This window comes from Quyinboa mangrovi, from assembly GCF_042219825.1.
Lineage (GTDB): Bacteria > Bacteroidota > Bacteroidia > Bacteroidales > UBA5342 > JBHJHP01.
The window spans coordinates 62790-77604 of record NZ_JBHJHQ010000009.1; the positions used below are offsets into that span (position 1 = coordinate 62790).

The following is a 14815-nucleotide window of genomic DNA, read 5'->3' on the forward strand; positions in this document are numbered from 1 at the left end:
TAGTAAAAGAAAAGAATTAGATTATGGGTTCTAAGAATTGTGCCGAAACGCCGCGACAGAAAATGATAGGTATGATGTACCTGTTTTTGACTGCTATGCTTGCGCTTAACGTTTCAAGTGAGGTATTGAATGGTTTTACCAGAGTGGATGAAAGCCTCCGCAGTAGTGCTCAAAACATAGGAGATAGAAATACCGCTATTATGGAGGATTTCAAAAATAAGGAAAAGATGAATCCAATGAAAGTAGCTCAGTGGCGTGAAAAAGCACAACTGGTAAATACTTTAAGTGATTCTCTTTATGAACAAATTGATGAATACAAGCTTGAGATTGTAAGAGATGTTGATGGCCCTACAGGAAATCCTGACAGCATTAATGCCAAGGACAACCTTGATGCTCCTGAACGGGTGATGTTATTAGGAGGTAAAAACAGTAAAGGTGCCCAATTGAAAGAGGGCATCAATAATTATCGTGCTTCTCTGATTGATATCATGGAAGATGCTGTTACAATTAATGGTGGTAGTTTGGATACGTCTATTATTAATTCGCTTAATGCATCACTGACAACGCCTATGATGAAAGACCGGGACGGAGAAGAAAAACCATGGGAACAGGTATATTTTTCATGGATGCCCGTAGCTGCATCGGTTGCATTGCTTTCTAAATTGCAAAATGATGTAAGGGATGCTGAATCTCAGGTGATCCAGTTTCTGTTAAGACAAATAGATGCAAAAGACTTTAAAGTCAATAAAGTTGAAGCACATATAATTCCTACATCAACATCAGTGATTCGTGGTGGAACTTTCTCAGCACAGATTCTTCTTGCCGGGCGTGATACTACTAAATCACCAGTATATAAAATCAGTGAAAACGGCAATATAGTCAATGTTAAAAACGGGCTATATGAAAAAGCCTGTAATCAGTTAGGAGTATATAATATTGGCGGTTCTGTAGTTCTTAAGGATGACGACAATAATGACGTTTATTACCAGATACCTGAAATGAAGTATGAAGTAGTAGATCCTTTTGCAACAGTTTCAGCCTTAAAAATGAACGTGCTGTATGCTGGTGTGGAAAATCCTGTAGGTATTTCTGCTCCAGGTATTGCCGCAAGCGATTTGAGACCGTCAATTTCAAACGGATCCTTAAAAACAGCGGCTGACGGTCAAAGTTATATCGCTATTCCGAGCGACTATAACAGAAATGCGGTGATAAAGGTTAATGCTATAGTTGAAGGAAAAGAAACCCACATTGCAGATTACCCATTCCGTGTTAAACTTTTACCTGACCCGTTGCCTTTTATAGCATATCAGGAAGTAGCTGCTGATGCAAATGGTGATATTAAACGAATTGACAAAACAACAAATGATACAAAGATTGATTTCAGATTGCTAAAATTCTTTAAGGGAATTAAAGCGATGCTTCCCGAATCTGATTTCGAGGTCAATTACACGGTTGAAAGTTTCAGGATCGTTCTTTTAAATGAAAACGGCAACAATTTAGCTAAAACTGTAAAAGGTTCCGCTTTTGATAGTGATATAATGGATTTTTTACGTGAATTCCGTGGTACAATAACTATAACAGAAGTTGTTGCAAAAGGGCCGGACAATGTTCCAAGGAACTTACCGGCTATTGTAACTGACGTAAAATAATTAAGTTAGATTTTAAATGTATTCTTTATGACTAAGAAAATAATTATAGCTCTATTAATTTCTACATCTGGTTTATCTCTTACATTTGCCCAGGAAGACAATTCTTCTCCCCTTAAAGGAGACAAACCGATAGAATATATGTCAACAAAGGAAGGTGACATCGACCTCTATTATGAGTATAAAATTTGGCGTACACTGAATTTGGAAGAAACTCCAAATCAACCTTTGGCTTTGCCCAAAACTCCTATTAAAAGCAGGAAGAACCTGGGTACTGTAATAATTGAAAGTATAGGTAATGAAAATTTTCCTATTCCTGTGCATCAGCCTAGTGATCAGGAAATGACTCAGGAACCATTAACACCAACTGAGATCTATAATAAATTTAACCTTCAAAAGGAAATAAGGGACAGATGTATTTTATTTCAGCTGACCGGTGACAATTATACGATCATGGTTAAGGACGGGGATCCTAAGATTACGGTACCTCAAGACAGTTTATTTGCCTACCTTCCAAAGTTCTTATCCGAAGAAAGTGTCAATAACATTCTTACATCAATAAGTGGTCAAATATATAAATATGACTTATATGAAGTATGGTTCTTTAATAAAAGATATTCAACCTTTAAATCAGAGATAAGAGCAATATGTCCATATATTAAAGATCCAACCTCTGGTCAGCCTCAATCTATTGGATGGATTCCATTTGATCAGTTAAGACGTTATCTGGTACAGGTTCCGATAAAACTTTCGGATTTCAATGCGACAGTTGGAATGAACCAGTACAGTATGGATGCATATTTTACATCAAGACTATACTCTGGCGAAATCGTACAGGCAGAGAATTTACAGGGGAAAAGATTTATTGACTACAACTTAACGCCTGACCAGATTGCTAAACAACGTCAGGAGATTGAAACCAGGCTTATAAATTTAGAAGAAGATATCTGGGCTTATTAAAAAAGTACAGTCTATACAATAAAAAAGCCGGTATTAACCGGCTTTTTTATTGTATAATAACTTTTAATTTCAATCTGTCCCTAGCTCAAGTTTTACATCGTTCACAAAATGCTTTATTCTTTGTTCTTCTGACATCTTACATATAAGAAGCGTATCGTCTGATTCAACCACGATGAAATCTTCCAACCCCTGTAGTACCACAATTTTATCCTCTGGTACATTGATCAGGTTATTTTTTGAATCGTACATAAAAACCTTTTTATTTGATGCATTTGCATCATCATCCTTAGGTAACTGATCATACAAAGATCCCCAGGTACCCAAATCAGACCAGCCAAAATCTGCACACAAAACATAAACATTGTCGGCCTTTTCCATGATCCCATAATCTATAGAAATATTTTTACAGCTTGGATAGGCCTCTTCAATAAATGCCTGCTCCTTTTGGGTGTAATACAAGCTTTTCCCTTCAGCGAATTTATGTGCTACATCCGTCAGATATTTGTTAAACGCGGTAAGAATTGCATCACCTTTCCAGAGAAAGATGCCCGAATTCCAATAAAAGTCCCCACTTTCAAGAAAAACTTTCGCCAACTCCAGATCAGGCTTTTCAGTAAATGTTTTTACTTCATTAAAGATCGAGTCAGAACCTTCCTCATTTACTTTAATCTGAATATAGCCGTAACCTGTCTCCGGCCTGGAAGGTTTAATTCCCAAGGTTAAAAGATTACCACTTTCCTCAGTAAACTTCAAACCATCAGAAATATTTCTGATAAATTCCTCCTCCTTTAATATCAAGTGATCCGATGGAGCAACAACAAAATTTGCATCCGGATCCTTCGACATAATTTTATATGTTGCATATGCAATACATGGTGCCGTATTACGCATTGCAGGTTCCAAAAGTACCTGTTCCTCTGTCAACTCCGGTAACTGTTCCAGTATAATATCCTTATATATTTTATTGGAAACAACATATATATTTTCCGATGGCATTAACTTATGAAATCTGTCGAAAGTTTGCTGGATTAGAGTTCTTCCAGTTCCTAGGATATCAAGGAATTGTTTAGGTTTCTGAGTTTTACTTAGAGGCCAGAAGCGACTTCCAATACCTCCGGCCATAATCACACAATAAGCATTTTTCATGTTATATACACTTTTGATGTTTCCCAAATTAACACTTTTTTATTGGGATATCAAATGGATTATACTAAAGAAACGTTAATAAAAAAAGCCATCCGACAGATGGCGGATGGCTTTCAAATATAGCGTTCAATAATTACTTTACCCTTTTATACCCATAAACGGCGCTATCACCCAATTCTTCTTCAATACGAAGTAACTGGTTGTATTTAGCCATCCTGTCGGAACGACTCATTGAACCTGTTTTAATCTGGCCACTGTTAGTAGCAACTGCAATATCAGCAATTGTTGCATCTTCAGTTTCACCTGAACGGTGTGAAGTTACAGATGTATAACCATGTCTGTGTGCCATTTCAATTGCATCCAGTGTTTCGGTTAATGTGCCAATCTGATTTACTTTAATTAAAATAGAGTTTGCACAACCTAATTCAATTCCTTTTTTCAGGAATTCAACGTTGGTCACAAACAGGTCATCACCTACTAGCTGAACTTTATCCCCTAATTTATCTGTAAGAATTTTCCAACCATCCCAGTCACCTTCATCACAACCATCTTCTACTGAATCAATTGGATATTTTGCGATCAATTCAGCAAGATAATCAGCTTGTTCTGTAGAATTTCTTTTAGCACCATTAGGACCTTCAAATTTAGAATAATCGTAAATACCGTCCTTGAAGAATTCAGATGAAGCACAGTCAAGTGCAATTGTTACATCCTTACCAGGCTCATAACCGGCTTTTTTAATTGCTTCAATCACACTGTCCAGAGCTTCTTCGGTACCTCCTGAGAAGTTAGGAGCAAATCCTCCTTCATCACCAACTGCAGTACTTAATCCTTTACCCTTAATAATTGATTTAAGAGCATGGAATACTTCCGCACCCATCCTTAAACCTTCTTTAAAAGATGGTGCGCCTACAGGACGAATCATGAATTCCTGGAACGCAATAGGTGCATCTGAGTGTGAACCTCCATTGATGATATTCATCATCGGAACGGGAAGAACAGTTGTATTAGTTCCTCCGATATAACGGTATAAAGGCATTCCTAAAAGATCAGCAGCAGCCTTAGCCACAGCAAGAGAAACACCTAACATAGCATTTGCACCAAGATTGCTTTTGGTTTTGGTACCGTCCAGTGCAAGCATTGCTTTGTCAATACCTACCTGATCAGTTACATCCATACCAATAATTTCTTCCGCAATTTTTGAATTTACATTCTCAACGGCTTTTAAAACACCTTTTCCAAGGTAACGGCTTTTATCACCATCACGTAATTCCAGGGCTTCATTTTCACCTGTTGATGCTCCTGATGGAACAGCTGCACGACCTGTTGCACCACTGGCTGTTAATACTTCTACTTCTAGAGTCGGATTACCACGTGAGTCCAGAATTTCACGTGCATGAATACTTACAATCTCTGACATAATCTAATGATTTATATTAAAACAATTAATAATTTCAGATTCTTCGGGCTCAATTTTTGAGCACCCCAAAGTTACTTATTTAGAAATTATTACTCAACTTAAAAAATGAAAAAACATTAAAAAAGGGGTGCAAAATTTGCACCCCTTTATAGGTTCTTAACGTAGCTTTAAAACTACTCTTCTTTTTTCTCTTCTTCGTTTTCTGAAGCATCTTCGGAAGTACCATCAGCTTGTGCTTCCGGCTCCTTAACTTCCTCTTCAGATTTAACTTCCGGTTCTGCGGCAGCAACCTCTTTTTCTTCTACTACTACATCATCCTTAACCTCTTCTTTTACTTCTGCCTTTGCTTTTACATCTGCAGCAGGAGCAGCTTCAGCTTTTTTCTTGGATGAAGACCTTCTTCTTCTTGAAGATTTTTTAGTTGAAGTAGATTCCAGCATATTCTCATTGAAGTCTACCAGCTCGATAAAACACATTTCAGCATTATCACCAATACGGTTTCCTGTTTTTAGAATACGTGTGTAACCACCTGGTCTCTGAGCTACTTTTTCAGATACTTCTCTGAATAAAATTGCGACAGCCTCTTTGTCTTTCAAATAGCTGAATGCAGTTCTTCTTGAGTGAGTGGTATCATTTTTACTTTTAGTAATGATCGGCTCAATAAAAACCTTAAGTGCTTTAGCTTTTGCTAAAGTTGTGTGAATTCTTTTATGTTTTATCAAAGAAACAGCCATGTTTGATAGCATCGCCTTTCTGTGAGATGTTGTTCTTCCTAAATGATTGAACTTCTTCCTGTGTCTCATTTTAATTACTCTTTGTCAAGTTTGTACTTACTGATATCCATGCCGAATGTCAAACTTAAGGATACAAGTAATTCTTCCAATTCGGTCAATGATTTCTTACCGAAGTTTCTGAATTTCAATAAGTCGTTTTTATTGAAAACAACTAAGTCTCCAAGTGTTTCTACATCGGCAGCTTTAAGACAATTAAGTGCTCTGACAGAAAGATCCATGTCAGTCAGTTTTGTCTTCAGAAGCTGACGCATATGCAATACTTCTTCATCAAATTCTTCAGCGCCGTTTTTCTCATCCGTATCAAGCGTAATACGTTCATCAGAAAACAACATGAAATGATAAATAAGAATCTTTGCAGCTTCCTTTAAAGCTTCCTTCGGATGAATTGATCCGTCTGAAGTAATTTCAAGAACCAGCTTTTCATAGTCAGTCTTCTGCTCTACCCTGTAGTTCTCAATATAATACTTCACATTTTTGATTGGCGTATAAATAGAATCAATTGGAATTAAACCGAATTCTTCTGTAGCAGGAGTATTCTCCACAGCGGGAACATAACCACGCCCCTTGTTGATAGTGATATCAACTGAAAGATTTACTCCTTCATCCATTCTGCAAATTACCAATTCTGGATTCAGCACTTCAAAACCGGTAAGAAACTTACTGATATCACCAGCTTTAAACTCTTTAGAACCGGTTACATTTACAGTAACTTTTTCACTTTCTACTTCATCTACCAAGCGACGAAGGCGAACCTGTTTGAAGTTAAGTACTATTTCCACAACATCTTCCATTACACCAGGAATTGTTGAGAATTCGTGTTCAACACCTTCAATTTTTATAGAGGTAATAGCAAATCCTTCGAGTGATGAAAGCAAAATACGCCTTAACGCGTTACCTATGGTAATTCCATATCCTGGTTCCAATGGACGAAATTCGAATTTACCGAATCTGTCATCTGATTCCAGCATGATTACCTTATCGGGTTTTTGAAATGCTAATATAGCCATATACTAAATTTTTATTTAGAGTACAATTCAACGATCAATTGTTCCTTAATATTTTCGGGTATGTCTTCTCTTGCAGGTACATTCAAATATTTACCGCTAACAGAATTTTCATCCCACTCTAACCATGAATATTTAGAGTGATTTTCACCACTTAATGATTCAGTGACTACTAAAAGAGATTTAGATCTTTCGCGAACACCGATAATCTGACCCGGTTTTACAGAGTAAGACGGAATATTCACAATTTTACCATCCACAATAATGTGACGATGTCCAACCAGCTGCCTTGCTGCTGCTCTTGTAGGTGCAATACCTAAACGGTAAACCACATTATCAAGTCTGCTTTCGAGCAACTGAAGCAAAATTTCACCGGTAATACCTTTTTTGCGATGAGCCTTCTGAAAGGTGTTACGGAATTGTTTTTCCAGTACACCATAGGTGTATTTTGCTTTTTGTTTTTCTTTCAACTGATCTCCATATTCAGTTGTTTTCCTTCTCCTGTTGTTACCGTGCTGTCCAGGAGGATAGTTTCTTTTATTTAAAACTTTGTCTGGTCCGAAGATTGGTTCTCCAAACTTCCTTGCAATTTTAGACTTTGGTCCGATATACTTTGCCATTGTATTACTTTTTTGCTTTGATTTTAAATTTTGATTTTACGCTATGAATATGGATTGCAGCCGCGATTACAGAGAGGAAGAATCATGCAATCAATTCACTATTCAAAAGATAAAATCTAAAACAATTTATTAATTATACTCTCCTTCTTTTAGGAGGACGACATCCATTGTGTGGAATTGGTGTAACGTCAACAATTTCTGATACCTCAATACCACTGCTGTGGATAGTACGAATTGCAGATTCTCTTCCGTTACCAGGTCCTTTTACAAAAACTCTTACTTTTCTAAGACCCAGATCGTATGCTACTTTTGAACAATCCTGAGCTGCAACCTGCGCTGCATAAGGCGTGTTCTTTTTTGAACCTCTGAATCCCATTTTCCCGGCTGATGACCATGAAATAACCTGCCCATCACTGTTTGTTAAGGAAACAATGATATTGTTAAAGGAAGAATGGATGTGAGCCTGACCCGTAGCCTCAACTTTAACTTTTCTCTTTCTTTGAGTTCCTGACTTTTTTGCCATAACCTTATATAAATGTTACTGTTTACTTTTTCTTATTTGCTACAGTCTTACGTTTACCTTTACGGGTACGCGCATTATTTTTTGTTGACTGCCCACGAACAGGAAGTCCGATACGGTGACGAATGCCTCTGTAGCAACCAATATCCATTAAACGTTTAATGTTTAACTGAATTTCTGATCTCAATTCACCTTCAACCTTTGTGGTTTCAGCGATAGCTTTCCTTACGCCGGCAATCTGATCATCTGTCCAGTCTTCTACTTTAATGTTACGATCAACACCTGCTAATTCCAGAATCTGCTGAGCTTTGCTCTTTCCAATTCCGAATATGTAAGTGAGAGCAATCTCACCTCTTTTGTTTTGCGGAAGGTCAACACCAACTATACGTATAGCCATTTCTTAAAATTTTTGCAAAATTAGTTAATTATCCCTGACGTTGTTTAAACTTGGGATTCTTTTTATTAATTACATACAGACGCCCTTTTCTCCTTACGATCTTACATTCGGGTGAGCGTTTCTTAACTGATGCTCTAACTTTCATCTTCCTCTATCTTTTAAAAATTATTTATATCTGAATGTTATCCTCCCCTTGGTTAAATCATAGGGAGACATTTCAACCTTAACTTTATCTCCAGGCAGTATTCTGATATAGTGCATGCGCATTTTACCAGAAATATGGGCTGTGATCACATGACCATTCTCCAGCTCAACCCGGAACATTGCGTTAGACAATGCTTCAATTATTGTACCATCTTGCTCTATAGAAGCCTGTTTGGACATAAATTTAAATTTTTATATTTCGTTCGTTTAATACTTCTTCGATATAATCAAAGGTTGATAAGATATCGGCTTTACCTTTTCTTATGGCAATGGTATGTTCAAAATGAGCCGAAGGCTGGTGATCTTTTGTGCGAATCGTCCAGTTATCACTTTCCAGAAAAATCTCTTTCTTTCCCAAGTTGATCATCGGTTCAATTGCAATTACCATACCCGATTTAAGTAGCACCCCACGTCCCTTCTGACCATAATTTGGCACTTCAGGTTTTTCGTGAAGATTTCTACCAACACCGTGTCCTACCATTTCCCGAACTACAGAATAGCCATTTTTTTCACAATGCTTCTGTATTGTATAACCTACATCTCCAAGCCTGTTTCCTGAAACTGCCATTTCAATGCCTTTATACAAGGCTTCTTTTGTTGTTCTTAGCAGTTTTTTAACTGATTCATCAACTTCTCCTACTGTAAAGGTATAAGCTGAATCGCCATAAAAACCGTTTTTAACAACACCGCAGTCCACCGAAACAATATCTCCCTCTTTTAATCTGTATTCGGAAGGTATGCCGTGCACAACCATATCATTAACGGACATACATAAGGTATTAGGAAATCCGCCATAACCTAAAAAAGCAGGTTCAGCATGGTGATCCCTGATGAATTCTTCAGCGATCCTGTCAAGCTCAAGAGTTGAAATACCCGGTTCAATACGCTTTGCAACTTCTGCGTGTGTTCTTGAAACCAAAAGGTTACTCTCCCTCAGGAGTTCTATTTCCTCGTCCGTTTTTAAATAAATCATTAAAAGAACGTTTTAGAAGGCAGCAGCACCACCGGTACGGCCTTTAATCCTTCCTGTCTTCATCAAACCATCGTAATGCCTCATCAACAAATGACTTTCAATCTGCTGAAGAGTATCTAAAACAACACCAACCATGATGAGTAGTGAGGTTCCTCCATAAAAATATGCAAATTGCTGCGTAACACCAGCCATCATTGCAAATGCGGGAAGAATAGCAACACCCGCCAGGAAGAATGATCCGGGCAATGTAATTTTCGACATTACCGAATCCAGAAAATCTGCAGTCTTTTTACCTGGTTTTACGCCAGGAATAAAACCACCATTTCTCTTCATATCCTCAGCCATCTGGTTTGGATTAATCGTAATAGCAGTATAAAAATAGGTAAATGCAATAATCAGGATTGCCTGAGTTAAGTTATATACCCATCCTAAAGGATTTGCAAATGCAGTTGCAAAAGCAGTCATACTTTCACTCTGTGAAAAACCTGCAATTGTTACCGGAAGGAACATAATTGCCTGGGCAAAAATGATCGGCATCACACCAGCAGCATTTACCTTTAAAGGAATATACTGTCTTACACCTCCATATTGTTTATTTCCAACAATTCGTTTTGCATACTGTACAGGTACCTTTCTGGTTCCCTGAACCAAAAGAATAGAAGCACCAATTACGGCAAGCAGAACAACAAGCTCGATCAGTAACATAACCAAACCACCACCTGCTGTTTCTGTAAACCTTGAACCAACTTCACCAACAAATGCAAACGGAAGACGGGCAATGATACCAATCATAATGATCAGCGAAATACCGTTTCCAATCCCTTTATCAGTTATCTTTTCTCCCAGCCACATAATAAACATGGTTCCGGCAGTAAGAATTATGGTTGATGATACCTTAAACCATATACCGGTCATCGCAAACGCTTCAGCCGGTAACTGGCTGTACAAATTCACAAGATATGAAGGAGCCTGTACAACAAGAATAAGGACAGTTAGATATCGTGTGATCTGATTAATTTTTCTTCTTCCACTTTCTCCTTCACGCTGCAATCTCTGGAAATAAGGTACAGCAATACCTAATAACTGGATTACAATTGAAGCCGAGATATAAGGCATGATACCTAATGCAAAGACTGATGCATTGGAGAAGGCACCTCCTGAAAACATATCAAGGATACCTAACACACCGCTCGCAGTCTGACTTTTTAATGCTTCAAGATGGGCCGGATCAATACCTGGTAATACCACGAATGAACCAAACCTGTAAATGAGTAAGAAACCTAAAGTGGAAATAATTCGAGCTCTCAGATCCTCGATACTCCAGATATTCTTTAATGTCTGAATTAGCTTCTTCATGAAATTAAAGTTTTACAACAGTTCCGCCTGCAGCCTCTATAAGTTCTACAGCCTTTTTAGAAAATGCATGTGCAGTTACTTCTACCTTTAATGAAATAGCACCGTTTCCAAGAATTTTAACAAGATCATTCTTCGAAACCAGTCCGGCTTCCTGCAATGCCTGAATATCAATTTTATCCAGTTTTTTTGCCTCAGCCAAGGCCTGAAGTGTATTTACATTAATACTTTTGTATTCTACACGATTGATGTTTTTGAATCCAAATTTAGGAACACGGCGTTGCAAAGGCATCTGTCCACCTTCAAAACCGATCTTTTTAGAATAACCGGAACGTGATTTAGCTCCTTTGTGACCACGTGTTGAAGTACCTCCATGTCCGGAACCCTGTCCGCGACCGATACGCTTACGTGATTTGGTTGAGCCATTAGCCGGTTTTAAATTACTTAAATCCATTTTTATATTCTGTTAAAGGATTATCAATTACTTTACTACTTCAACCAGGTGTTTCACTTTATCTACCATCCCAAGAATTTCCGGTGTGGCATCTTTCTCAACAACCTGGTGCAATTTACGAATTCCTAAAGCCCTTAAAGTTCTGATTTGCTTTTCAGGACAATCAATTCCACTTTTGACTTGCTTGATTTTGATTTTTGCTTTTTTAGCCATCGTACCAGGTTATTATCCGTTAAACACTTTATCGAGCGAAACACTGCGCAATTTTGCAACAGTTTCAGCATCTCTTAACTCCTTTAATGCCTCAATGGTAGCTTTTACAAGGTTGTGCGGGTTTGATGAACCTTTTGACTTAGCCAAAACGTCTTTTACACCTACACTTTCAAGTACAGCACGCATCGCACCTCCTGCCTTAACACCGGTACCGTGAGACGCTGGCTTCATAAATACCGTTGCACCACCATATTTAGCAATCTGTTCGTGAGGAATGGTTCCGTTTTTAACCGGTACTTTAATCAGGTTTTTCTTTGCAGCTTCAACACCTTTTGAAATAGCTGTTGTAACCTCATTAGCTTTACCTAATCCCCATCCTACAATTCCGTTTTCATCTCCTACAACAACAATGGCAGAAAAACTAAAGGTACGTCCACCTTTTGTTACTTTGGTAACCCTGTTGATTGCTACAAGTCTGTCTTTTAAATCAAGATCGCTTGTTGTTTTAACTTTTTGTACTAATCCTGCCATAGTTATTAGAAATTAAGTCCTCCTTTACGTGCACCATCCGCCAGGCTCTTAACCCTTCCGTGATACAAATATCCGTTTCTGTCGAACACACATGAATCAATACCGGCTTTTGTTGCACGTTGAGCGATTAATTCACCCACAGCCGCTGCCTCTTCAATTTTAGTTTTAAACTCTTTACCAGCCAGCTCTTTGTCAACAGACGATGCAGCAAACAATGTTTTACCTGCCAAATCATCTATTACCTGTACATAGATCTGCTTGTTACTTCTAAAGACTGTAAGACGTGGCCTTTCAGCTGTACCGGAAACAATCTTCCTAACACGTCTTTTTATTCTTTCTCTTCTTTTAACTTTATCAAATGCCATAGTTTCCTTGTTTAACGGTTACACTTTAGCAGATTTACCAGCCTTACGACGAATATGTTCACCTTTAAACCTGATACCTTTTCCTTTATAAGGTTCCGGTTTACGGAATGAACGAATCTTGGCTGCTACCTGTCCAATAAGTTGTTTATCACAGCTTTCAAGTGTTATCAAAGGATTTTGGTTCCTTTCACTTTTAGTTTCTAACTTAACTTCTCCCGGAAGTTCGAGATAGATGTTGTGAGAATAACCTAATGATAATTCAAGAATCTGACCCTGATTTGAGGCTCTGTAACCTACACCAACCAGTTCAAGTTCTTTTTTATAACCTTCAGAAACTCCAACGATCATATTATTAATGAGAGATCTTGATAAACCATGTAATGCTTTATCCTGTTTCTCTTCAGTTGCTCTATCTAACACAACCTGGTTACCATCAACCTGTACGCTGATACTCGGCTTTAAGGTTTGCGTCAATTCTCCTTTGGGCCCTTTAACAGTAATATCGCTATCTTTAACGGTTACTGTTACGCCAGCTGGTATATCTATCGGTGCTTTTCCTATTCGTGACATTGAAAATCCTCCTTAATTAATAAACAAAGCATAAGACTTCACCACCAATGCGCTTTGCACGGGCTTCTTTGTCAGTTAATACACCCTGCGAAGTAGATAAAATCGCAATACCCAAACCATTTAAAACCCGTGGTACTTCACGGTAACTAGTATACTTACGTAAACCCGGACGGCTGACACGCTTAATTGCTTTAATTGCGTTAACCTTAGTTTCCGGATCGTACTTGAGGGCGATTTTAATTATACCCTGTAATCCATCATCTATAAACTTGTAGTTTAAGATGTAACCTTTGTCGTATAAAATCTTGGTCATCTCCCTTTTCAGGTTCGATCCCGGGATTTCTACAACCCTGTGTTTTGCCATAATTGCGTTCCTGATTCTTGTCAGGAAATCTGCTATTGAATCTGTCATACTACATTAAATTAAATTGATCCCGATTATCGGGACAATATTTAACTAACTCTCATTTCTTTTTTACCAGCTTGCTTTTTTAACACCCGGAATAAGTCCTGCAGCAGCCATTTCGCGGAACTGAATCCTTGAAATACCAAACTGACGCATATACCCTTTTGGACGGCCTGTTAATTTGCATCTGTTATGTAATCTTACGGGCGATGAATTTTTAGGTAATTTTTGTAACCCTACGAAATCGCCTTCGGCTTTAAGTCTTTCACGTTTTGCGGCGTACTTTGCATTCATTTTTGCGCGTTTCACCTCACGTGCTTTCATTGATTCCTTAGCCATTGATCTTTCTCTTTATTATTTTTTCTTAAATGGTAAACCAAACTCTTTCAGTAAAGCAAATGCTTCCTCATCTGTTGCGGCGGAAGTCACAAAAGTAATATTCATACCGAGAATTTTGCTTATACCGTCGATATTAATTTCTGGAAAGATAATTTGTTCCTCAATTCCGAGTGTATAGTTACCTTTTCCGTCAAGTTTACTTTTAATACCCTGAAAGTCGCGGATACGAGGCAAAGCCACACGAATCAGTCTTTCAAGGAATTCATACATCTTTTCGCGACGCAATGTTACCCGTACCCCAATCGGCATCTTCTTCCTTAATTTAAAGTTAGAAATGTCTTTTGTTGAATAGGTAGCTACAGCTTTCTGACCGGTAATGTTGGTTAATTCAGCTATAGCAACATCAATGAGTTTTTTGTCAGCAATCGCTGATCCCATACCCATGTTGATCACGATTTTTTCTAATTTAGGCACCTGCATCACGCTTTTGTACCCAAACTCTTTTTTCAATGCCGGAGTAATTCGTTCGGCATAATCCTTTTTAAGTGCTACAGTATAGCTCATTACTTAATTTCCTCCCCAGATTTTTTAGAATAACGCACTAGTTTACCTTTGTCATTCAGACGGCGACCGATTCTGGTTGGATTACCTGAAGGATCTACGACATTAAGCTTGGAAATATTGACCGGGGCTTCTTTCTTAATGATTCCACCCTGAGGACTTTCTGCGTTTGGTTTTGTATGCTTTGAAACCATGTTCACACCTTCAACGATGGCACGGCCTTCTTTTACGTTAACCTCAAGCACACGTCCTTTTTTCCCTTTATCTTCTCCAGAATTTACAAAAACTGTGTCGCCTTTTTTGATATGTAATTTCTTAGACATTGTCTTGCATTTAAAA

General features: G+C 38.0%; 22 protein-coding genes. 2 read left to right on the forward strand and 20 right to left on the reverse strand.

What is annotated here, in order from left to right:
* The first annotated feature begins 23 nt into the window (after nucleotides 1-23).
* Together porM and porN are read left to right on the forward strand one after the other, a co-directional pair.
* Nucleotides 24-1649, forward strand: coding sequence for a type IX secretion system motor protein PorM/GldM (porM, locus tag ACE1ET_RS17935; RefSeq protein WP_375729805.1), 1626 nt, complete (start codon nucleotides 24-26; stop codon nucleotides 1647-1649).
* Between the two features lie 27 nt (nucleotides 1650-1676).
* Entirely contained in the window at nucleotides 1677-2606 is a 930-nt protein-coding gene (porN, locus tag ACE1ET_RS17940; protein WP_375729806.1) for a type IX secretion system ring subunit PorN/GldN, read from the forward strand.
* A gap of 69 nt (nucleotides 2607-2675) precedes the next feature.
* On the opposite strand, the gene ACE1ET_RS17945 is transcribed toward porN, so the two are convergent.
* The 20 genes from ACE1ET_RS17945 to rplX all read right to left on the reverse strand — a co-directional run bounded on the left by ACE1ET_RS17945 (nucleotide 2676) and on the right by rplX (nucleotide 14799).
* Nucleotides 2676-3752, reverse strand: coding sequence for a mannose-1-phosphate guanylyltransferase (locus ACE1ET_RS17945; protein WP_375729807.1), 1077 nt, complete (start codon nucleotides 3750-3752; stop codon nucleotides 2676-2678).
* A 133-nt stretch (nucleotides 3753-3885) separates the two neighbouring features.
* A complete protein-coding gene (eno, locus tag ACE1ET_RS17950) occupies nucleotides 3886-5172 on the reverse strand; it encodes a phosphopyruvate hydratase (RefSeq protein ID WP_375729808.1) in 1287 nt (428 codons plus the stop codon).
* 173 nt (nucleotides 5173-5345) lie between these two features.
* Nucleotides 5346-5975, reverse strand: a complete 630-nt coding sequence (gene rplQ / locus ACE1ET_RS20675; RefSeq protein ID WP_473774482.1) for a 50S ribosomal protein L17 — start codon at nucleotides 5973-5975, stop codon at nucleotides 5346-5348.
* 5 nt (nucleotides 5976-5980) lie between these two features.
* Nucleotides 5981-6973: a DNA-directed RNA polymerase subunit alpha gene (locus ACE1ET_RS17960; protein WP_375729809.1), complete on the reverse strand. Its 993-nt coding sequence runs from the start codon at nucleotides 6971-6973 to the stop codon at nucleotides 5981-5983.
* Between the two features lie 11 nt (nucleotides 6974-6984).
* A complete protein-coding gene (gene rpsD, locus ACE1ET_RS17965) occupies nucleotides 6985-7590 on the reverse strand; it encodes a 30S ribosomal protein S4 (protein WP_375729810.1) in 606 nt (201 codons plus the stop codon).
* A gap of 133 nt (nucleotides 7591-7723) precedes the next feature.
* Complete coding sequence (gene rpsK / locus ACE1ET_RS17970; protein WP_375722113.1) at nucleotides 7724-8113, reverse strand: 30S ribosomal protein S11; 390 nt, start codon at nucleotides 8111-8113, stop codon at nucleotides 7724-7726.
* A 22-nt stretch (nucleotides 8114-8135) separates the two neighbouring features.
* Nucleotides 8136-8507: a 30S ribosomal protein S13 gene (rpsM, locus tag ACE1ET_RS17975; protein ID WP_375729811.1), complete on the reverse strand. Its 372-nt coding sequence runs from the start codon at nucleotides 8505-8507 to the stop codon at nucleotides 8136-8138.
* A gap of 28 nt (nucleotides 8508-8535) precedes the next feature.
* Complete coding sequence (gene ykgO / locus ACE1ET_RS17980) at nucleotides 8536-8652, reverse strand: type B 50S ribosomal protein L36 (protein WP_375722115.1); 117 nt, start codon at nucleotides 8650-8652, stop codon at nucleotides 8536-8538.
* Between the two features lie 20 nt (nucleotides 8653-8672).
* Nucleotides 8673-8891: a translation initiation factor IF-1 gene (gene infA / locus ACE1ET_RS17985; protein ID WP_375722116.1), complete on the reverse strand. Its 219-nt coding sequence runs from the start codon at nucleotides 8889-8891 to the stop codon at nucleotides 8673-8675.
* A gap of 4 nt (nucleotides 8892-8895) precedes the next feature.
* A complete protein-coding gene (gene map / locus ACE1ET_RS17990; protein WP_375729812.1) occupies nucleotides 8896-9684 on the reverse strand; it encodes a type I methionyl aminopeptidase in 789 nt (262 codons plus the stop codon).
* Nucleotides 9685-9696: 12 nt separating this feature from the next.
* Nucleotides 9697-11040: a preprotein translocase subunit SecY gene (gene secY, locus ACE1ET_RS17995; protein ID WP_375729813.1), complete on the reverse strand. Its 1344-nt coding sequence runs from the start codon at nucleotides 11038-11040 to the stop codon at nucleotides 9697-9699.
* Nucleotides 11041-11044: 4 nt separating this feature from the next.
* A complete protein-coding gene (gene rplO / locus ACE1ET_RS18000; protein ID WP_375729814.1) occupies nucleotides 11045-11491 on the reverse strand; it encodes a 50S ribosomal protein L15 in 447 nt (148 codons plus the stop codon).
* 27 nt (nucleotides 11492-11518) lie between these two features.
* Nucleotides 11519-11704 (reverse strand): 50S ribosomal protein L30, encoded by a 186-nt coding sequence (gene rpmD, locus ACE1ET_RS18005; RefSeq protein WP_375729815.1) that lies wholly within the window; start codon nucleotides 11702-11704, stop codon nucleotides 11519-11521.
* Nucleotides 11705-11716: 12 nt separating this feature from the next.
* Nucleotides 11717-12235, reverse strand: coding sequence for a 30S ribosomal protein S5 (gene rpsE / locus ACE1ET_RS18010; RefSeq protein WP_375722121.1), 519 nt, complete (start codon nucleotides 12233-12235; stop codon nucleotides 11717-11719).
* Nucleotides 12236-12240: 5 nt separating this feature from the next.
* Nucleotides 12241-12600, reverse strand: coding sequence for a 50S ribosomal protein L18 (rplR, locus tag ACE1ET_RS18015; RefSeq protein WP_375729816.1), 360 nt, complete (start codon nucleotides 12598-12600; stop codon nucleotides 12241-12243).
* 18 nt (nucleotides 12601-12618) lie between these two features.
* The gene (gene rplF / locus ACE1ET_RS18020) at nucleotides 12619-13170 is read right to left on the reverse strand and encodes a 50S ribosomal protein L6 (RefSeq protein ID WP_375729817.1); all 552 of its coding nucleotides are present in this window, start codon (nucleotides 13168-13170) and stop codon (nucleotides 12619-12621) included.
* 16 nt (nucleotides 13171-13186) lie between these two features.
* Nucleotides 13187-13582 carry a 30S ribosomal protein S8 gene (rpsH, locus tag ACE1ET_RS18025; protein ID WP_375729818.1) on the reverse strand — a complete coding sequence of 132 codons (396 nt, stop codon included), beginning with the start codon at nucleotides 13580-13582 and terminating at the stop codon, nucleotides 13187-13189.
* A gap of 63 nt (nucleotides 13583-13645) precedes the next feature.
* Nucleotides 13646-13915: a 30S ribosomal protein S14 gene (gene rpsN / locus ACE1ET_RS18030; protein ID WP_375729819.1), complete on the reverse strand. Its 270-nt coding sequence runs from the start codon at nucleotides 13913-13915 to the stop codon at nucleotides 13646-13648.
* A gap of 15 nt (nucleotides 13916-13930) precedes the next feature.
* Nucleotides 13931-14479, reverse strand: a complete 549-nt coding sequence (gene rplE, locus ACE1ET_RS18035) for a 50S ribosomal protein L5 (protein ID WP_375729820.1) — start codon at nucleotides 14477-14479, stop codon at nucleotides 13931-13933.
* Nucleotides 14479-14799, reverse strand: a complete 321-nt coding sequence (gene rplX / locus ACE1ET_RS18040) for a 50S ribosomal protein L24 (RefSeq protein ID WP_375722127.1) — start codon at nucleotides 14797-14799, stop codon at nucleotides 14479-14481. The genes rplE and rplX overlap by 1 nt, the downstream gene beginning before the upstream one ends.
* Nucleotides 14800-14815: the final 16 nt, after the last annotated feature.